General features: G+C 34.9%; 17 protein-coding genes. 11 read left to right on the top strand and 6 right to left on the bottom strand.

Annotated elements, in window-relative coordinates; translation table 11 throughout:
- Positions 1–347: 347 nt before the first annotated feature.
- The 9 genes from FFONT_RS04930 to FFONT_RS04890 all read left to right on the top strand — a co-directional run bounded on the left by FFONT_RS04930 (position 348) and on the right by FFONT_RS04890 (position 10,078).
- Complete coding sequence (locus tag FFONT_RS04930; protein WP_148683671.1) at positions 348–1,259, top strand: hypothetical protein; 912 nt, start codon at positions 348–350, stop codon at positions 1,257–1,259.
- A 242-nt stretch (positions 1,260–1,501) separates the two neighbouring features.
- Positions 1,502–1,783, top strand: a complete 282-nt coding sequence (locus tag FFONT_RS04925; RefSeq protein WP_014558132.1) for a carboxymuconolactone decarboxylase family protein — start codon at positions 1,502–1,504, stop codon at positions 1,781–1,783.
- Between the two features lie 574 nt (positions 1,784–2,357).
- On the top strand, positions 2,358–4,022 hold the full coding sequence (gene thsA, locus FFONT_RS04920) for a thermosome subunit alpha (RefSeq protein WP_014558131.1): 1,665 nt from the start codon (positions 2,358–2,360) through the stop codon (positions 4,020–4,022).
- Between the two features lie 90 nt (positions 4,023–4,112).
- Positions 4,113–4,409, top strand: coding sequence for a DNA-directed RNA polymerase subunit K (locus FFONT_RS04915; protein ID WP_014558130.1), 297 nt, complete (start codon positions 4,113–4,115; stop codon positions 4,407–4,409).
- Between the two features lie 48 nt (positions 4,410–4,457).
- Complete coding sequence (locus tag FFONT_RS04910) at positions 4,458–6,488, top strand: DNA topoisomerase I (protein ID WP_014558129.1); 2,031 nt, start codon at positions 4,458–4,460, stop codon at positions 6,486–6,488.
- 26 nt (positions 6,489–6,514) lie between these two features.
- The gene (prs, locus tag FFONT_RS04905) at positions 6,515–7,393 is read left to right on the top strand and encodes a ribose-phosphate diphosphokinase (RefSeq protein ID WP_014558128.1); all 879 of its coding nucleotides are present in this window, start codon (positions 6,515–6,517) and stop codon (positions 7,391–7,393) included.
- Between the two features lie 6 nt (positions 7,394–7,399).
- Positions 7,400–8,410 carry a TRM11 family SAM-dependent methyltransferase gene (locus FFONT_RS04900; RefSeq protein WP_014558127.1) on the top strand — a complete coding sequence of 337 codons (1,011 nt, stop codon included), beginning with the start codon at positions 7,400–7,402 and terminating at the stop codon, positions 8,408–8,410.
- The gene (locus FFONT_RS04895; RefSeq protein WP_014558126.1) at positions 8,403–9,188 is read left to right on the top strand and encodes a ribonuclease Z; all 786 of its coding nucleotides are present in this window, start codon (positions 8,403–8,405) and stop codon (positions 9,186–9,188) included. The genes FFONT_RS04900 and FFONT_RS04895 overlap by 8 nt, the downstream gene beginning before the upstream one ends.
- Before the next feature lie 47 nt (positions 9,189–9,235).
- Positions 9,236–10,078: a TIM barrel protein gene (locus FFONT_RS04890; protein ID WP_014558125.1), complete on the top strand. Its 843-nt coding sequence runs from the start codon at positions 9,236–9,238 to the stop codon at positions 10,076–10,078.
- A 35-nt stretch (positions 10,079–10,113) separates the two neighbouring features.
- Here FFONT_RS04890 and FFONT_RS04885 read toward each other — a convergent pair whose 3' ends face one another.
- Complete coding sequence (locus FFONT_RS04885) at positions 10,114–10,401, bottom strand: 30S ribosomal protein S26e (protein WP_014558124.1); 288 nt, start codon at positions 10,399–10,401, stop codon at positions 10,114–10,116.
- Positions 10,402–10,505: 104 nt separating this feature from the next.
- Positions 10,506–11,117, bottom strand: a complete 612-nt coding sequence (locus FFONT_RS04880) for a VIT1/CCC1 transporter family protein (RefSeq protein ID WP_014558123.1) — start codon at positions 11,115–11,117, stop codon at positions 10,506–10,508.
- Between the two features lie 93 nt (positions 11,118–11,210).
- Between FFONT_RS04880 and FFONT_RS04875 the strand changes: the two genes are divergently transcribed.
- Positions 11,211–12,023, top strand: coding sequence for a carbon-nitrogen hydrolase family protein (locus tag FFONT_RS04875; protein WP_014558122.1), 813 nt, complete (start codon positions 11,211–11,213; stop codon positions 12,021–12,023).
- On the opposite strand, the gene ileS is transcribed toward FFONT_RS04875, so the two are convergent.
- Both ileS and FFONT_RS04865 read right to left on the bottom strand, forming a co-directional pair.
- Positions 12,010–14,970 carry an isoleucine--tRNA ligase gene (gene ileS / locus FFONT_RS04870; RefSeq protein WP_014558121.1) on the bottom strand — a complete coding sequence of 987 codons (2,961 nt, stop codon included), beginning with the start codon at positions 14,968–14,970 and terminating at the stop codon, positions 12,010–12,012. The genes FFONT_RS04875 and ileS overlap by 14 nt on opposite strands.
- Before the next feature lie 15 nt (positions 14,971–14,985).
- On the bottom strand, positions 14,986–15,783 hold the full coding sequence (locus FFONT_RS04865) for an inositol monophosphatase family protein (RefSeq protein ID WP_148683669.1): 798 nt from the start codon (positions 15,781–15,783) through the stop codon (positions 14,986–14,988).
- A gap of 312 nt (positions 15,784–16,095) precedes the next feature.
- Between FFONT_RS04865 and FFONT_RS04860 the strand changes: the two genes are divergently transcribed.
- On the top strand, positions 16,096–17,103 hold the full coding sequence (locus FFONT_RS04860) for a DHH family phosphoesterase (RefSeq protein WP_014558119.1): 1,008 nt from the start codon (positions 16,096–16,098) through the stop codon (positions 17,101–17,103).
- Positions 17,104–17,182: 79 nt separating this feature from the next.
- Here the strand turns inward: FFONT_RS04860 and FFONT_RS04855 are convergent, their stop codons facing one another.
- Together FFONT_RS04855 and FFONT_RS04850 are read right to left on the bottom strand one after the other, a co-directional pair.
- Positions 17,183–18,340, bottom strand: coding sequence for an iron-containing alcohol dehydrogenase (locus FFONT_RS04855; protein WP_014558118.1), 1,158 nt, complete (start codon positions 18,338–18,340; stop codon positions 17,183–17,185).
- Complete coding sequence (locus FFONT_RS04850) at positions 18,333–19,937, bottom strand: dihydropteroate synthase-like protein (protein ID WP_158308320.1); 1,605 nt, start codon at positions 19,935–19,937, stop codon at positions 18,333–18,335. The genes FFONT_RS04855 and FFONT_RS04850 overlap by 8 nt, the downstream gene beginning before the upstream one ends.
- Between the last annotated feature and the right edge of the window lie 43 nt (positions 19,938–19,980).

Genomic DNA, 19,980 nt, shown 5'->3' with positions numbered 1-19,980 from the left:
TCACTAGAAGTCAGCTACAATTAATGTTTTTTAAACCGAGGTTTTTTAAGTTTTCATTTTTATTCGGAAAATTTCAAATCCTGCTTATTACACCTATTACAAGTGAAAGCCTCGTCATTTATGGTGGAAAAAATCAGGTATCTTATCTAACTGAAGGTTGCGACAAAGTCTTTAATTTAAAAAAGCAAATAGCTAAAGATTTTATCCTTAAAATTGTATTAAAAATGGTAGGATATATGAATCATATAAAATACGATGTGAATATGGAAAAATTGATACAATAATTTGATATGAAATTAAGAAAGATTTTGCGCAGTATAAGAAATTCGCACATAAAGGCGAATTGCATGAAATGTACAAAATGCGGGAAGAAGGAGGCAATTTTTAAGGTACCATATACGAATTACTTCTTATGCGCAGACTGCTACAGCACATATTTTTACAAGAGACTGAAAAGAAACCTCTCAAGAAGTAATGTTTTGAGCTATGGAGGAAAGCTCTCTGTATTTGTACCGAGATCATTCACTGCAGAAGGGTTAGTACTAATTAAGATATTAAGACAAATAGAAAGGAAATATAATAATAAACTAACGGTCATATTTGAAAGTTCTCCGATTGTTAGAAAGAGTTTATCAGTTTTGGGCAAGCTACCAAGCGAAGTTTTCTACTCTCTAGAAATAGTTGATAATGAAGAGAAAGATATTTCTCATGAAGGCATGCTTGGAAGATTAAGAGTTGTTAGGGGAATGCTGAGTCTATTGGACAAGAATATAACTGGCAACGCTATTGTTCTTCCATTATGCCAAGACGTACTAATATTGCTTGAGTTGTCATCAATACTTGGAAGCATAGTAGAAGGAATAAACGAAGGAGTTCTAGTGATTTCTAGCAGCAATGGAACGAACTTCATTAATGCTTTTAGTGGTATTTCATGTTACGAAACAAGCTTCATGGCTTATTATAACTTTCCAGAAATTTATGAATTCCAAATACGAAATTTAAATTATGAAAAAAATATATATGAAAAATATACTGAAAGAATTTTAACTGATGCTTCAAGAATGCAGAGTGGCGAAGTCATTTTTTCAGTAAATAAATCCCTTTCTTGGCTGTATAAAGAAAGAGGAAGTATGCTAAAGAAGTGTAAATACTGTGGAGGGACTTCTTCTAGTGAAGTTTGTAGGTTCTGCAAAACTTATCTTGATATGTATATTTCGGAAAAAAATACTCCCCCGTTTAAGCTTATTAGTTTAGAATAAAAATTAAAAAACTTTGATAAAAATTATTAGTATCCTTATATGTTCATATTTATTTTAAATAATAAAGATTTTAAGAAAAAATTTAAATAGTTCAAATTTTTAATAAAATTATGAATAATAATAAATAATGTTAAATTGTGCAAAAAATTCTAGAGGATTGAACTCTATGGAAAAACTAAAAGAATTCAATGACATGATGAAGGTATTAGGAAAAATCAGTCCTGAAAAAAGCAAACGCTTTTGTGGACTTTGTAAATAAAGTTGAAAAAAATGGAGCTCTTGATGCGAAAACGAAGGAGCTTATTGCATTGAGCATAGGAATAGTTAAAAACTGTGAGACATGCATTTATTATCATTTAAATGAAGCAATGAAATTGGGAGCTTCCAGAGAGGAAATACTCGAAGCTGCTTGGGTTGCTGTCCTGATGGATGGAGGTCCAAGCTTAGCTCATCTAGAATACGTAATAAAAGCTCTATATGCACCGCTTATTAAAGCCATAAATGAACCTTATAGCAAACAATAGAAGATAATGAATGATATTTTTTAATAAAAGTTTGATAAATAACTCTACGGAATAGCTAAAAAGAGATTAAAATATTTCTAACTAATTCTTACCTTTTTTAAATTTTCAGTAAACTATCTCTCTACTTTTAATCTATCTCATCAAAGACCTGTTGCAGGAGGGTGGATCATAAATATAAGTACTAATATGAGATTTAATACTCGGAGGATACTCCCTGAAGGCAGAACTAAAAGTCTCGTAGGTATGTTACAACTGAAAGCCTCGCCCTTTAGGGCCGGTCGGAGGGTACGTAAACACCCAAAAAGAACATGAAGGCATATTATGAATGTCGCTGAAAACTCAAAACCTCACCTATGATAGGTAAACTACCCCGCCCTTGCTAATTAATGTATTTAATTTTAGTTAAAAAGGAAAAAGCAGATTTGCTAATAACTTACTTATGAAATTTTTATTAAAGCTAAAAAAGAGCGAAAAGTTTTTATAGAAGTATTTATTTCATAATCTTTTGAACTCATTAACTTATAAATTGATTTAACATAAGCTAATTAATTAGCTTTAGTAAGGTGATTAACGAATGAGCTATGGAGTACCTGTTCTAATATTAAAAGAAGGAACTCAGAGGGCAACTGGTAGAGACGCTCTAAGAGCAAACATAATGGCAGCAAGAACTCTAGCAGAAATATTGAAAACGAGCCTAGGACCAAGAGGATTAGACAAAATGCTAGTTGATAGCTTTGGAGATGTCACAGTTACCAACGACGGAGTTACAATTGTAAAAGAGATGGAAGTAAATCATCCTGCTGCTAAACTACTAGTAGAAGTTGCAAAAGCTCAGGATGCAGAAGTGGGAGATGGTACAACTACTGCTGTTGTATTAGCTGGGGCACTTCTCGAAAAAGCAGAAGCTCTTCTCGACCAAAATATACATCCAACAGTAATTATGGACGGTTTCAGCTTAGCAATGCATAAGGCATTGGAAATTCTTGATTCTATCGCCGTAGAAGTAAAGCCTGAAGACACAGAATTGCTGAAAAAACTTGTTAAAACCTCTATTTCAAGCAAATACATAGGTAGCGGCGAAACGCTTGAAAAGCTTACAGATTTGATAGTTGAAGCGGCAAAATTAGTGGCCGAACCCAAGCCACAAGGAAAAGGATACGAACTAAGGCTTGACAACATAAAGATTGAGAAAAAGAAGGGAGAATCATTAAATGATTCAATGCTAATTAAAGGAATTGTCCTAGATAAAGAAGTAGTCCATCCAGGGATGCCTAAGAGAGTAGAAAATGCGAAAATTGCGCTTCTTGACGCCCCGCTAGAAATTAAGAAACCCGAAATAAGTGCAAAGATAAACATCACTAGTCCAGAACAAATGAAGTCCTTCTTAGATGAAGAAACAAAGTTATTGAAAGAAATGGTTGATAAAATAGCTGAAGTTGGAGCGAATGTAGTCATAGCACAAAAAGGCATCGATGATGTTGCGCAACACTTCCTCGCGAAAAGGGGAATACTTGCTGTTAGAAGAGTGAAGAGGAGCGATATGGAGAAGCTTGAGAGGGCGACAGGAGGAAGAATTGTCACAAGCATTAGAGATCTAAGACCTGAAGATTTAGGTGAGGCATCTCTTGTAGAAGAAAGAAAAGTCGGAAATGAAAAGATGCTGTTCGTAGAAGGAGTGAAAAACGCGAAAAGTGTAACTATATTATTAAGAGGAGCCAATGATATAATTCTTGATGAAGCTGAAAGAAGCATCAATGATGCGTTGCATGTTTTAAGAAACGTTATGAAGGATCCAAAAATTGTTGGCGGAGGAGGAGCTCCTGAGATCGAGCTAGCATTACAACTAAGGAAGTTTGCGACAACGGTAGGAGGAAAGAAGCAGCTAGCAATTGAAGCCTTTGCCGATGCTATGGAAACAATCCCCATGATCCTAGCTGAGACTAGTGGTATTGATGCGCTTGAAGCCTTAATGAAGCTAAGGCAGCTTCACACAGAAAACAAAATATTTGCAGGAGTTAATGCACTGACTGAAAAAATCATCGAGAACACTTTTGAAGAAAATATTATAGAACCTATAATTGTTAAGAAGCAGGCAGTTAAGAGTGCATCTGAAGCAACAATCACTATACTAAAAATCGATGACCTTATTGCTGCACAGGCTCCAAAGAAGAAAGAGGAGAAAGGCGAAGGTTCTGAAGGAGGAAGAATGCCTCAAGGAGCAGGAATGCCTGAGTTCTAATTTTTTAATAAAAAAGTTTTAAAATCCTCATTTAACTAGTTTTTTCTTATAAATTTATGTTATCAAGTAGAGTTTTTGAGGTCAATACTTATGTCTATATCACTGCCTAAATCACCAGAAGAGATAATCCCTCCTAAAAAACTGACGAGGTTTGAAAGAGCTAGGATAATTGGAGCTAGAGCTCTTCAACTTTCAATGGGCGCCCCCCCTTTTATTGATGTTTCTAATTTACCAAAAGATCCAATTATTATAGCTGAAAAAGAACTAGAAATGGGGGTTCTTCCATTAACCATTGTTAGATGGCTTAGAGGAGAGGTTAAGCAACTTATACCAGTAAAGTGGCTAATAGAAGAAGAGAAAAAAGAATACTATCTTATAAAGCAATGAAAACTTTAACATTGTTTTAAATGTTAAATTTATTAAGGTAAACTTAAGTTGAGCCTTTGTAAAGAGGTTATTGAAAAAGGGAATTATACGTTAATAATATCGGAAAAACCTAAAGCTGCAAAAGCTATAGCTGAGGCACTTAGCTATAAGCCCATATCCTGTAAAGATAATAACATAACTTATTATGTAATAAACAATAATGAAAAGACCACTGTTATCGCCAGTACTGCTGGGCATCTTTTTACTCTTTCTACTAATAGCAAAGACTACCCTGTTTTTGACTATGAATGGGTTCCTAGATGGTTGGTAGAAAAAGGCGCCTTTCATTTGAAAAAATATTATTATCTGCTCTCCAAGCTTTCAAAAAGAGCAAGCGAATATGTTAATGCATGTGATTATGATATAGAAGGATCAGTTATAGGATACATGATAATAAAATTGCTAGGCAACGAAACAAAAGGGAAAAGAATGAAGTTTTCAACTTTGACGAAAGAAGAATTGCTTAATTCTTTTAAAAAAATTGGACCGTTTGATTACGACATGATAGAAGCAGGAATATGCAGACATGAATTGGACTGGATATGGGGAATTAATACGAGCAGAGCGTTAATGCATATATACAAACAAGCCAGCGGAAAGAATATTGTCCTTAGTTCTGGAAGGGTTCAAAGTCCAGCTCTTATTGAAGTTTTTGACAGATATATTGAGGAGAGAAGTTTTTTCTCTCCGCCAAAGTTTCAATTGACTGCTGTTTTCTCTAAAGATAGTTACAAATTCAGCAGTTCACATATAAGTTCTCCATTTGAATATAAAAAAGATGCTGAAGAAGCAAAAAAGAGAGCATTAAATGTTAAGAGAGGAAATGTATCCGATATTAAAGAAGAAAAAGAAAGGATTCCTCCTCCGCCTCCTTTTAATTTAAGCGATTTACAATATGAAGCTTCTAGGATATATGGTTTCTCTCCAAGTTACACGCAAAAAATCGCTGAAGACCTATACTTAGATGTATTAATTAGCTATCCAAGAACTAACAGTCAAAAGTTGCCTCCATCCATACCGCATAAAAATATTCTAGAAAATCTTTCTGTGCTTAAAGAATATGAAAAACAGATAGAAGAAGTGAAAAAAAGGAATCCTTCATACATACCTCGACAAGGAAGAAAGGAAGACCCAGCGCATCCAGCCATATATCCCACAGGAAAGATACCTAAGGACTTAAAAGGTGATAAATTAAAGCTTTATGACCTTATAGTTAGAAGATATATTTCTACTTTCATGGATGATTTAGTATTAATAAAAAGAAGGGTTAAAATTAATGTTGGAGAAAGAGATGTCTTTGAAACCAATGGAACTATTATCGAATCTAAAGGATGGCTCAAAGCATACAAGTTCTACACTATAGAAAAAGCGATTCCATCCCTAAAATTAAACGATATTGTTAGTATTGAAAGTATAAAAATTGCTTCTTATTATCCTTCTAAACCCAAACTTCATACTAAAACTTCTTTGCTTAAGTGGATGGAATCGCAAAATATTGGTACTGAGGCGACTAGAGCACAAATTATAGAAACTTTATTCAAAAGAGGATATTTGAAGTCGACTTCAAAAGGTATTATACCGACAAAATTAGGAATTGTGGTTTCCCTGGCTCTTAAAAAATACGTGTCAGAACTTACAGATGTTTCACTTACGAGAAGCTTTGAAGTAAGATTGCAGGAAATAAGGGAAAATAAAAAAAGCAGAAGCGATGTAGTAAAAGAAGCGAGAGAAGTAATGAGTAAAATAATATCTCAAATGAAGGCTCAAAATGAGAAGATCGGTAAAGAGCTAATGCTTTACTCGAATACTCCAAAAGATAAAAGATGCATTCTGTGCGAATTGCCAGGAGAAGTAAATGGGTTATGTATAATTCATTATAGTGCCTTAAAAAAGCTTTCAGAAGGGTTGGAAGAATGGATGAAGAAAACAGGTGAAGATAAAGAAACTAGCATTTCTAAGATAGAAAAAAACAAGAGCCTTGGTCAAGCTGTAAGAGAAGTTGCAAGCGCAATAAAAAATAAAACCATTATATTAATATAAACTTTTATGATCATTTGGTGAAAATTATGGATATCATATTGTGTGGAACTAAGTCGGATTGGTTCTGCGACAACTTATCCAAATCATTAAATATAAAGTCATTGAAGGTTTTCCATAAAGTGTTTCCTGACGGAGAAACATATATAAGAGTACCAGAAGAAGTTAGTGGAAAAAAAGTTATTCTTGCACATTCTCTGTCACCTCCCCAGAATGATTCGATTTGGGAGCTTATTCTTATCCTTGAAGCGCTTAGAGAATTGGATATAAAAGAGATTAATGGGTATATACCATATGTTGCGTATTCGAGACAGGATAAAATATTCTTAAATGGAGAACCTATAAGCATTAAAGCGTTGTTACAAATTTTGTCGCAAATGGGAATGAGCTCAATATACACTATAGATATACACAAGCCGAACACGCTTTCATATTTTAATGGGACTTCATATAATATTATACCTTTCAAATCTATGGCAAACATGATAAGGAATATGGCAAAACATCCATTTGTGATATCACCAGATATAGGTGCGCTTGAAAGGGCTAGAAGGTTAGCTAACGAACTTTCGACTGACTTTGACTACATGGAAAAGAAAAGAGATGTGTACACAGGAAAAATTGAGATAAGCTTCCATGAAGTTAATTTAAAAGATAGAGATGTTGTAATTGTCGATGATATTATAAGTACTGGAGGTACTGTAGCTGAAGCTGCTAAAAAAATTTACTCGCTTGGAGCAAAGAAAGTTTTTGTAGCTGTTTCTCACGCATTACTAGCGGGTGATGCAATTAACAAATTGAAAGAAGCAAATGTTTATTCTGTACTTTCAGCCAATACACTTCCACCGAAAAGTGGCGTAATATATTACGATGTAATTCCTGAATTAGCTGAAATACTAAAACAGTGAAGTGTTTTGCCCCTGTTTTATGCTTTATTAAGCGGAAAATACCCCTGCCTTAGTAGATCTGAATTTATTTCTCTTTTAGAATTTTATGAAGGAAATATTGTATTAGAGCTGACAAATACAACAATCTTTGAGGTAGAAGATGAGACCGATGCCATAAACATTCAAGTCAGGTCTTCTACTATCAAAGAAGTTGGGAGAGTTATAGGAATTATTCCCTCAAAAGGAGAACCCTTATTTTTCAAGTATTGCCCCAACGGGAAAATCTACATAAAACCTCATAGAATACAGGGGTTTTTGAAGAGTTTAGATGGAAATGCTTTAGTATCAATTGCCCTTTCGTTTATTAAAAAGAACTGCATAGAAAGCAGAAAAGAAGATAAAAAAACCGTAAGAGTGATAGCAGCTGACGGAGTTTTAATAATTGGTGAGCTTCTATCGGATAGAGGAAAGGGGGATATAATTTCTCAAAATCCTCATAACTTGCCTTTTTATAAGCCTGGGGCTCTCAATTTTTGGTTCGCTAGACTTTTAGTCAATCTTTCTATAAGCAAAGAGGGAAGAGTCTTTTACGATCCTTTTTGTGGGACTGGTAGCCTACCTTTATCTGCATTAAACGATTGGGAGTTTATTTCTATCTGTAGCGATATCAGAAAGGATATGTGCTATGGAGCTAAAAGAAATTTAAAAACGCTTTCGAAAGTTAACGAATTTGAAATAATTAGAGCTGATGCAAGGCATCTTCCAATAAGAGAGAGAAGCATTGGCTTTGTTGCAACAGATCCTCCATATGGAAGATCCGTTAAATCTCTTTTTTCGGACAGTACAAACTTATCACAAGATTCTCTTAAAGAGTTAGCGAACATATTGGATTTTGGAGGAAAAATTGTTTTTTCTCTAGATAGAAACATAGCTGAAAAACTGATAATACCTGAAGGCTTAAAAATAAAGAGTAGATGCCCTATGTATGTTCATAATAGATTAACGAGAATTATTATGGTGATGCAGAAAGTTGAGTGAAGCTTGGATTCTTTTTCTCGGAACAGCAGCTGGAACACCGAGTAAGAAAAGGGGTTTACCGAGCATTTTGCTTCAGTATAGAGGAAAATATATTTTGCTTGATATTGGAGAAGGATCCCAAAGATCATTAATAAAAAACGGAATAGGAGTAAACAGGATAGATCACATTTTAATTTCTCACCTGCACGGCGATCATATATTTGGCTTGCCGGGGATTATCCAGACTATGAGTATGGAAGGGAGGGAAAGAAAGCTAAGTATTATCTCTCCTGAAGGTATAGAAAAAATACTAAATGCTGCTTCTCAAATAACTTCATATCAGCTTGAATTCCCTATAGAAATAATTAAGCCGGAAGGAGAAATTTCGCTTGAACAGTACATCTCTGTTTATCCATTTAAGACTTGTCATACTAATATTGAATCTTTTGGGTATATAATAAAAGCTTTCGGTACTGGCAAAGAAAAAAAGGAAAGATTCTCTTTAGCATATACAGGAGACACCGCTCCATGTGAAGAGCTTATTGAGAAAATTAAGGGCGCAGATGTACTTATTCATGATTCAACATTTGATTCCTCTATGGTTGAAAAAGCAATTGCTTTTGGACACTCAACAAGCTCTATTGCAGCTAAGGTTGCTAAAATGGCTGGTGTAAAATCTTTAATTCTTTTCCATATAAGCAATAGATATAACGATAAAAGCGAGATGATCCTAGATAATGCTTTAAAAATTTTTAAAAATACCTTTCTAGCCGAAGACGGAATGAAATTCTACATTTGAATAGCATTAAAATATTTGAAAGTTGATAATTTATTTGGTGTCGAAAATTGGGTAACCGAAGATTTAGGTTTGGACCTGCTGGAAAGCCTATAGATTTAAAGGGAGATCTGTTAGAAGCCCCAGTATTTCTAAAGAAGATTGGACTTGATGCTATGGAGTATGAAGCAGTACGAGGGGTTAATATCAGCGAATCTAAGGCTAAAGAGTTTGGAAAAATAGCGGAAGAGAATGATGTGCTTCTCAGCATGCATGCACCCTATTACATAAATCTTTCTGCACAACAGAAAGATACTATTGAAAAAAGCAAGGAAAGGTTACTTGATGCTATAAGGGCTAGTGAATGGATGAAAAGCTATGTAGTTGTGTTTCATCCTGGATACTATCTTGACTGGGGCGTAAAGAAGGCTGTAGAATTAGTAATTGAAGCACTGAAGGATGTGAGGGAGGAAGCTAATAGCAAAGGATGGAAATATACATGGCTAGGACCGGAAACGACTGGAAAAAAGAAACAGGTAGGTTCTATAGATGATACCATAGAAATCTGCAGAAATGTGGAAAAATGCCGTCCGGTGGTTGATTGGGCACATTTGTATGCTAGAAGCTTAGGAATGTCTATAAAGAGTAAAGATGAAGTTGTAAAAATAATTGATACTATTGAAAAAGAGCTTGGAAATGAAAGTGTTCATCCCCTCCACACGCACTTTTCTAAAATTGAGTATAACAGTGGAGGAGAAAAAGAACATCATACGCTTGATGAAAATGAATTCGGTCCGGAATTTGGAATTGTCTGTGAAGCTTACAAAGAAACCGGTATAGAAGCTGTAATCATAAGTGAAAGCCCTATATTAGAAAGGGATGCTATCAAAATGAAAAATATTTGTAAAGAATGAATTTTAAGATAAGTTATTAAAAAAGAGTACCCACTCTAAAGAACATTTTGTTTTGCCTTTCTTTCTTCCTCAGCCCTGACCTTCACTATACCAAGATGTATAGCACAAGAAACACAGTAGCACTTCTTTACAGGATATCTTGTTATGATTGCGCCCTTCTTTTCAAGTTCTTTAGCAAGTTGTGGTTCTATAGGACTATAGTATCTCTCAACACATATAGCTTTATCCTCAGGTATTAATCTACCACAATTATCACATTGTATTCTTTCTACGTACCCTTTTCCTCCTTTATGTCTACCTCTGCTTTCTCTTTTTTTAGGCATCTATTTTCCCCACACAAATTTCATTTAATCTTTAATACTTAACATAAATATGCATTATGTGCGATGTACAGATGTATTTTTATAAGTTTTTAGAGATTTTAACTTTATCGTTCAAAAAACAAAGAAACAATGTAAAGAAAGGCAGTAGCACTTAGACCGATTAAAGAAAATCTTGCAGCTTCTTTTATCACGCTTTCTTTGCTGATCTTCCCTAAATAAGCTCCTATGAATGCAATCTGAATATTCGACATAACTACTGAAGATATTAAAGAGTGATCTAATAAAATTACTCCTTTTAGACTTAGAATTAGAGGTAGTATCGAAATAAGAGAGAAAAGAGCCCCCATCATACTCCATGTTGCTATATATATTGGTACCAATTTAATGAATACTTCGTAGTATGTGTTTTTTAGTTCAGTGAGGAGATGCTTTTCTATTTCTTTTACCTCATTTATTCTCTCAGCTCTCTCTGTCATATATACACCGATAAAATTACTAAATATGCCAACTGTTATTATCCCTCCAACAATTGCCCATATATAAACAATCGGATCCTTGCTTCCACTTATATGTGTCCCAATTATAACGCCTATTGAAGTTAGAAGACCATCAAAGCTATTCATCACAAAAAGCCTTCTTGCTATGCTCTTAACATCAACATTCTCCATCATTCTAAGCATTTTTTTGGTTTTTTCAATTGACTTTAACAAACCCATACTAAATTCACACTTAAGCACAAAAGTTGAACTAAGTAATTTTTATTTATACTAGTTAAAATAAATATTTAGTTTAGAAGTTTGGTGCAAAGAATGAATAGTGAGTTTGAATTAATTGTTGTACAGCATAAAAGGGAAGATGATTTAGAAAAGAATTTAATGCGTCTAATAAAAAATCTTAGGGCCATAAAAATAGAAAAAAACTCAATAATTGTCCTCCCGGAAGTATGGCTGACAAAAGAAATTTTAGAATATAGCACACTTAAATCATTTCTAACGCAACTTGAAATTTTATCCAATGAACTTGGAGTTTGGATGGTACCAGGAGCGTTTTATGTTAGAGAAAATGGAAAGGCATTAAGCAAGAGTTATATCATTTCACCAAAGGGAGAATCTAAAGCAATTTCTGAAAAGATATTTCCGAGTTATCCAATGAAGGAAAGAAATGAAATATCGCCGGGATCATTTCTCAAGGTTGAAGATTTAGGATTTACTAAAATCGGAGTTATAATTTGCGTTGATGCTATGTATCCTGAGCTATCAAGGCTATTGGCTATAAGAGGTGCCGAACTTATTCTTAATCCTTCCAGCATTCCTGAAAATAGGGTTCAACTTTGGGAAAGCATTTCTGTTACAAGAGCTTCTGAAAACACCGTGTATTGGGCTTCAGTAATATTAACTGGAACAAGCTATCCTGATGGAAGGAAAGTACTTGGAGGGAGTATAGTTGTTGATCCGGGAGGAAGGATTATACTCAAATCAGGAGCTTCTGAGGAGATTGTCAGAGTAACACTAGATAAGAACGTTTTAGAAAACCAAAGAAAACGATGGGTTTATCTTGAAGATGTGAAAAAATCAGCACTTTGGGAAGTATATAAAAGGCTCGATTCTTTTATTGGCTATTGATCTTCTCAATTTTTAGCACTATAACATACTCTTCTATTTCAAATCTTTTTCCTTCACTTATGCTTTCTTTACTTATCTCCACCGCACGAGTTTCGTTCTTAATGTAGTCGATATGTTTTATAATCGCACTTTCCAGCTCTTCAGAATCTGTATAATACTTCACATTAACCTTATCGCTATACTCCAAGTTGTTTTCCTTCCTCATTATCTGTATCCTTCTAATGACCTCTTTTGCAAGACCGAGCTCATAGGTTTCTTTATCAATTTCTTCAATAATGTAAATCTTAGACTTTCCTCCAATTGCTTGAAGCTCTTTTACAAATTTTTCTGGCGGTCTGGCTACAAATTCAACGCTTGTAATATTCGCCATTGTAGAAATTAGTGATATGTATTCTTCTTTTTCTTTAATTTCATTCGACCAGAGAATTACGATCTTTTTTAAGGGCATCCTTCTCTTTATGCCTCTTTCTCCTCTATAACTCACAATAGTATCTATAACCTTCATTGCTTCCTCTACATTCTCAAATGCGGTATTATCTAAATAATCTTTGGGCAATGGTTTTGCGACTTCAAGCATAACAGATTCCTTGGGTTCGATCCCAACCTTGCGCCACACTGTTTGATATATGTATTCAGCAATGAATGGAGTAAAAATGCCTATAAGCGGTATTGAGTGCTTTAGCAAAGTGAATATTGTCGCGTATGCTGCTCTTTTATCCTTAGTATTTTCTTCGGTCCAAACTCTCGGCCTTACTGCAACTATATATCTCCTGCTTACGTCTTCAACCAAGAAATCAAACAATGCTTTAGAAGCGCTATGCAAATCGAAGTTCTCTATGCTTTCATACACGCTTTTCATTACGCTTTCTTCCTTTGTCAGTATCCATTTGTCAACATTTGTTATATTCTTCATATCTTCTTCAATAGCAGACGCATTCCATTTGTCTAACTCTGCATATGATATGAAAAATTTAACAACGTTATAGAATACTCTGAGTTTACTTCCTATTTCTGAAATCTCCTTATCGACATATCTAATATCCTGCCAAGGTGAGTTCCTATAGCACATGAAAAGCCTAAGCTGATCTGCCCCGTGCTTTTTTAAAGCCTCCCTAGCGAACACGACATTCCCTTTGCTTTTGCTCATCTTTTGCCCTTCAGCATCTAGTATTAACCCATGCATACCGAGCATTTTAAATGGCGATGAATCGTTCAGAACAGTACTGGTTATTAAAAGCGTATAGAACCAACCTCTCACCTGTTCAGGAGGTTCCAAAGCAAATGAATATGGGAATATATACTTATGAAGATGTTGTTTATTTAACTGCTTTAATGCAGCTGTATGGGCAACACCGCTATCTGCCCAGACATCCATAACAAATGGCTCTCTTTTCATTTCTTCGCCACATTTTGGACATTTTATATGCAACTGATCTATATATGGCTTATGCGGATCCTTTACATCCACTCCTGCAGCTTTACTAAGCTCTTCTATGCTCCCAAAAACTTCTATATGCCCACACTTCGGACATATCCATATTGGCAGAGGAGTTCCCCAATATCTTTCCCTTGAAATGCACCAGTCTCTACTTGCCTCCACCCAAGCATCCATTCTATTATATCCCCAAGAAGGCCTGAACTTAACATTTTTGAGATACTCCCTCATCCTATTGACAATAGCAGTAGTTTTAATAAACCACTGACTAGTCGGATAGTATATTAGAGGCGTACCGCACCTCCAGCAATGAGGATATTCGTGTTCTATTTCTTCATAATGCAAAACTAGACCTTTTTCCTTAAGAGCTTCAACAACAGCTTTGCTTGCATCTTTGAACCACATACCTGAAAATATCCCTGCATCTTCTCCAAAATACCCATTATCTTTTAATGGAGTCCATACTTCTAATCCATATTTTTTCGCAGTCTCAAAATCTTCAGGACCATGGGCAGGTGCTGTGTGAACTATACCTGTACCTTCAGTCATTGTCACATAATCTGCACTCACAACAGTGCATTCTGGTGGGCTACAATTAGAGTTCTTTGGAACTTCTTCTGAAAGCGGATGAACATATCTTTTTCCAACTAGCTCACTTCCTTTATATTTGGCAGTTATTTTTGCATCCTTTACTTGCAACTTAGACAGCAAGGAGTTGAGTAATGGCTCGGCTATAAGGAGTTTTTCTCCTTTTATTTCTACTAGGACATAATCTGATTGAGGATTAACGGCTAAAGCTCTATTCGCGATTATAGTCCACGGCGTAGTTGTCCAAACAGCAAAGTAAAAATCTCCATCCAGGCTCTTTACCTTAAAGTACAAACTCGGATCTTTTACTATTTCGCTTCCCAAGCTTAATTCATGATTGCTAAGAGCTGTTCCACACCTCGGACATCGCGGCACGACGCTGTAGGATTTGTACAGAAGACCTTCTTCATATGCATTTTTAACGAAAGACCATACGGTCTCTAAATATTTAGGATTCCTTGTTTGGTAAGCATCTTCATAATCAAGCCATACCGCAAGCCTTTCATTATCAGATATCCATTCTGATATATAATGATCAACGCTTTTCTTGCATTCTTCAATAAACTTTTCGACACCTATCTTCTCTTCTATCTCCTTTTTGCTTTTAACCTTAAACTTCTTCTCTACTTCTAACTCAACTGGCAAACCTTGAGTGTCCCATCCCCCTTGAGCCCAAACTCTAAAGCCCTTTATCATATGGTATCTAATCATCACATCTTTGTATATTCTCCCTCTCGCATGTCCTGCATGCATATATCCATTTGTCGTTGGAGGACCTTCTAAAAATGAGAAAATTTCGGATCCTTCTCTAGAATCCCAAACTTCTTTTAGCACCTTTTTCCTTATTCCATTCTCAGTCCAGTATCTTATCACAATTTCTTCTATTTTAAGCGGATCATAATTTGAAATTAGATTCCAGCTCAATATCCTCCCCTCATCTCATCCAAAAACAGTCCTTGCTTCTTCTATTGAACTTAAGGCTATCAAACTTTTAAATCTATACATCTTTTTAAGATCAATGTCTAAAAAATCTTCACCATCTAATCCTCTTACTACTCCACCATTTTCTATTATCATACCAATTCCTGCCGCAGCATCTACAATTCTCAATTTTGACCTTGCATCTATAAAACCGTCAATTTTTCCTATAGAAACGAGTGCAAGTTCAAGTGCAGCGCTTCCAAGGCTTCTAAATGTCGCTATATATCCCCTATTAATAAGCTTTTCCCGTATGTTTTTTACCGTCTCGATAGCATTATCGTTGTCAAAATATACAGCATAGTATTTTTCTTTATCAATGCCTGGCTGCTTTTTTATGTAATATTTTTCGTTATTGACAAAAACTCCCCCTCTTTTATAAAAACTAAATGACTCATTAAAGAATACCGGCTTTACTGTTCCCGCGACAATATCATTAATACCATTTCCTCTTTGTTCTGCGAAAGCTATACTAACAGAACACCACTTAATTCCTCTGGCGTAGTTCTTTGAACCGTCTAAAGGGTCTATTATCGCAATTATATTTTCATTGCCTTCTTTTATAACTTCAGATTCTTCAGTAACTATTGTTCCCCTGATTCCTTCGTTTTTAAGCATTTCGATTATTAAATCTTCTGATAACTTGTCTGCCTTTATTGTTTCTTTTCCTTTGTCTAAATGTTCAAAAGATCTTTCATCCTGTGAAATTTTAGCAAGTTCTTTGGAAGCTTCTTCTGCGATCTTTCTGCTTATGTTCATCAATTCTTCGTAATTTAAATCGAAGTTCGACACCTCCAAATTTTTACAAAATAGAGGCTTTTTCCATTTAAGTTAGATGTTGAAAAATATTTGAGTTTTATGAAAATAAATATTTTTCTTATCATTTAAAAAGGAAATTCTAATTCTTTTTCAAAAAGTTATATTGCTAAAAGCTCTTTTATCAATATTATATTCGCTATAGAATAAATCATATAACCAGGAAATTTTAGAAATTCAAACGAAATCTTTAAAAATCATTCTAATGATAAATCTAAGGTTTCCACATTAGAATAGTTCAAAAGGTAATCTAAATTGAGCGAGTTACAACTATATACACATGGAGATTTAGACGGAATAGCTTCTGCCTCTATATACATAAAAATTGCTAAAGAAAAGCTGAGCAATATAAACTATTCTGTTAATTTTGTAGAACCAACCAATTTAGATAAGGCTCTCTCCTCGACTATTTCGCCATATAAAAGCGGTAGCATTATAGCTATTATGGATATCGGAGTAAACAGGAGCAATTTCGAAAAAGTATTAAGCATTCTTAGCGAATTAACTAAAAGATTTACCGTAGAATGGTATGATCATCATATATGGCCAAAAGAATTCAAAGATGCAATTAATAGCATAGGAGTGAAGCTATTTGTCGAGGAGGATACCTGTGCTGCAGGTGTGGTTTCAAGACATGCTTTTGGAGGTCTAAGCCCTGAAGACGATAACACTAGGTTTTTCGTTGACTCGGTATGTTCTGCAGACTTATGGAAGTGGGAAGAATGGTTCTCTCCTTTTCTATATAGGATATTAGGTAGCGGGGATATTGATGTTGGAAGCAACAAATGGAAAAGATTTTTAATCGAGGAGTTTAGCAATGGAAGGTATTGGTCGGACTCTTTTGATGATATTGTGGAAAAGTACATAAACTTAGAGCTTGAAGGCTATAACAAAGCATTAAGGGAAGTTTTTACTGAACAGTGTAAAAGGATTAATGTAGCATACTTATATAAAAAGCCAGGACCTCCAAATGCTAGTCTACTTGGTCACTATCTGCTATCCAAAACTGGAGCAGATATAGTAGTAATATACAGAGAGAGCGGAGTTTTGTCTTTTAGATCTAAGCAGGTTGATGTCAGCAGCATAGCTAGATGTATTGGAGGTGGAGGGCATAAATTAGCTAGCGGAGCTGAAATAAAGCTTCCATTCTACTATTTTCCTTTAAAAATTATCTTAAAACCTCTTTTCGATTATTTGATTAAGAAAAAGGTAATGAAAAAAGTAAATTATTGTATAAGCGAAACGGATATCGCTCCAACATGAGAAACATATTAGCTTCCGATCCTGTCTGTTTAATGTTTCTTGCTGATTCGGAAACATAAAAATTGAGAAATAAAAACCCTTATAATCTAGAAAGCAACATATTATAAACCTGCTCTTTTGTTAAAATAAACTTATCCTTTGGAATTCTAGGCTCAAAAATTCTCCATCCAGCCTCTACAGCGTCTTTTAGCCATTCTTTATCGAAGCCGTAATCCTTAAGAGCATAATTAAAACCGATACTCTTTTGAAATTCGTCCAGAATCTTTCCGGCTTTTTCTGCATCTTCAGGAGTTGGCCTAAGGGATGGATCTAAGACTTTCATAACTTTCCAGGAGTTTTCTGGAAACGCCTTGTACAACAATGGTAGAAACAAGGGACCTATAATAGCTAGACCTGCTCCATGTTCAAGGCTTGGATTTACCCCACTTAATCCATGCTCCATTCCATGAATTATGCTTGTACCTGCCAAGTCAATTGAAATTCCGGCTAACATGCTTGCGTATAGTAGCCAATATCTCGCCTCAATATCCGAAGGATTCTTCATTGCAACTTGAATATACGTTTTTATGTAGTAAGCAGATTTTTCTGAAAGATCTTGAACATATGGGTTTGATGATTCAACTATACTTGATTCAAGAGCATGATAAAATGCATCAATGCTGGTGAAAAGCGTTTGTTGTGGAGACAAAGAAACCATATATCTCGGATTGTCAACAGAAATATTTGGATATGCTATAGACGAGCCTAATTTCTCCTTGGTTTCACTTATAGTTGCAACTGCGTATCTATCAACTTCTGTTCCTGTTCCATGTGTGAGGTTGATTGCAACGAGAAAAGTATGAGAGACCGGTTTTATCTTCCTTTTAATGTAATCTACTGGATTCCCACCTATAGAAAGTATTACACTAGCAAATTTAGCACTATCTATTACGCTTCCTCCTCCAATAGCTATAATCAAATCGGTATCAAAGATTTTGCCTTTTTCTGTAATTTCCTCTATCTTGTCTACCGTAGGATTAGATGTTACAGAGTCATAAATTGTGTATTCAATATCGTTTTCATTAAGTATTTTCAAAATATCATCTAAAGCGCCGCTCTTTTTAGCGGATGTCTTTCCAGTAACTATGAGCGCCCTTCTAAAGCCCTTTATCGATCTAGATATCCTTTCTGTAGAATTTATGCCAAAATAAAGGGTAGTTTCTCTAAAGCTTAAAGAGAAATCCTTTGTGCTACTCAATATCTCTCACCAGATTTTTATAGTATTTTAAGATATCAAAATATTTTTCTTTCGGTTCTACGAAAGAGCTAAAGTCTTGCTCATATTGTTTACCTAGCTTGAGCGAGAATTCTGCCTTTGCAAGCTCATATCCAATGTAAGACGCATGCTCGTTCGAGAATTTTACGCCAGATCTGGTCAACTTCTTGTAAAGATCCTTTCCATTATCTGAAGCATAACATAATTTTTCTTCTCCGTGAACACAGAGATATATAAGCCTTTTTTCATGGTCAACGAAAATCAAAACATAGATACCTTTATCCATAATCGGTTCTCCCTGATTCTCAACAGTTACAATTTTCTTGAATTCTTCTGGAGGCTTCATACTGACAGGCTTCTTTTTAGACTTGAATAGCAACAGATCGGTTCCGATATTAATTGGAGGGGTTTTATTCTTAAAGGCATAAGAAGACATAAGAGAAGAAATCCTTGCTTCGAGCGTTGACCCTCTAGCCTTCCATGATTCCTCAGATACGAGAATTAGAGAAGCTCCCATCTCCGCCGCAATGGTAGATAGAATAGCGTTTATACCTACCGAGTCTGCATCCATTAGTTCAATAACATTTGAAAAACTAAGCATAAATGGATAATTTTTCACTCTTTCAGAGACATCATGTAATAAAATAAGAGAATCGACAAAACCTGTACATGGCGGCTTTATTATAGGATCAACAATTAGTTTTCTGAATCCTAGTTCTTCTGCTTTTTTAATTGTATTTTCTAACTCTAAAACAATATTTTCTCTGCCCATATCCAAAGTCTTTTCGCTTGGAATTACTACAAATGACTTTTCTTTAATCCTCTTTAGTTCTTCGATATTTTTACTGTCCAGCGAAAAATAAACTTCCGCACCATAATCATATGCCTCGAGCATAAGCTTTGTATTTATGGTATCTATTCCCAAAACGCTTTTCCTTATTGATTCTGCAACATTTTTTATTCTTTTTATACTATCCTCAAAGCTTTCTCCAATAGGAATTGCAACATTTATGATATCTGCGCCGCTATCTTCTAGATATCTCACATATTCTCCTACGTCCTGTGGTGAAACTCCTGTAGGTGTTTCAGAAGCGATAAATATAGGCGGTCCTCTAACAGGTATCTTTATGTTTTTTATTTCAAAGGCTACAGGATATTTGTTCTTGTATATCTCTTCTAAAGTTTCTTCAAATCTTTTTAATCTATCTAAGTTCAAAATCTCATCTGCAGAGATCGTCGAAGAGAGCTTTTTTCCTGATGATACAAAATTTATTAGTTCTTTCAATAAAGAGAGATCCCTAGATGCCTTGTAAACGGGTTTTCCAATTAAAATGCTTATTTCTTCTGTGCTACCACTCACTGTGCCTGGTATTAGAATTACATCCATTTCTCTTAATTCATTAACCAAAACTTCATCTTTCTTGAGCATTTCTAAAATTATAGACGTTGTTAACATTGCAGCAACTTCTATTTCTAACTTAAAGATTTTTATTGTAATTGATTCCCCAAAAAAGCTATTATCTATCTTTTGCTTCACCAGATCATATGCTCTTTTACCAGTAATTATGCCGATTTTCATCTTTCGTTCCTTCTTCAGTGAATTTTGGCTTTTTAACATTTAA

Source organism: Fervidicoccus fontis Kam940 (assembly GCF_000258425.1).
In the GTDB taxonomy this organism is placed as follows: Archaea; Thermoproteota; Thermoprotei_A; order Sulfolobales; family Fervidicoccaceae; genus Fervidicoccus; species Fervidicoccus fontis.
Note: the sequence above shows the minus strand (reverse complement) of the source record. Positions and strands in the feature narration are given on the sequence as shown.

Excerpts from the sequence above, each read along its gene's own strand:
- prs (WP_014558128.1), top strand. The coding sequence starts at position 6,515 with ATGGATATCATATTGTGTGGAACTAAGTCGGATTGGTTCTGCGACAAC.
- thsA (WP_014558131.1), top strand. The coding sequence starts at position 2,358 with ATGAGCTATGGAGTACCTGTTCTAATATTAAAAGAAGGAACTCAGAGG.
- FFONT_RS04880 (WP_014558123.1), bottom strand. The coding sequence starts at position 11,117 with ATGGGTTTGTTAAAGTCAATTGAAAAAACCAAAAAAATGCTTAGAATG.
- FFONT_RS04875 (WP_014558122.1), top strand. The coding sequence starts at position 11,211 with ATGAATAGTGAGTTTGAATTAATTGTTGTACAGCATAAAAGGGAAGAT.
- FFONT_RS04930 (WP_148683671.1), top strand. The coding sequence starts at position 348 with ATGAAATGTACAAAATGCGGGAAGAAGGAGGCAATTTTTAAGGTACCA.
- FFONT_RS04865 (WP_148683669.1), bottom strand. The coding sequence starts at position 15,783 with ATGAACATAAGCAGAAAGATCGCAGAAGAAGCTTCCAAAGAACTTGCT.
- FFONT_RS04885 (WP_014558124.1), bottom strand. The coding sequence starts at position 10,401 with ATGCCTAAAAAAAGAGAAAGCAGAGGTAGACATAAAGGAGGAAAAGGG.
- FFONT_RS04915 (WP_014558130.1), top strand. The coding sequence starts at position 4,113 with ATGTCTATATCACTGCCTAAATCACCAGAAGAGATAATCCCTCCTAAA.
- FFONT_RS04850 (WP_158308320.1), bottom strand. The coding sequence starts at position 19,937 with ATGAAAATCGGCATAATTACTGGTAAAAGAGCATATGATCTGGTGAAG.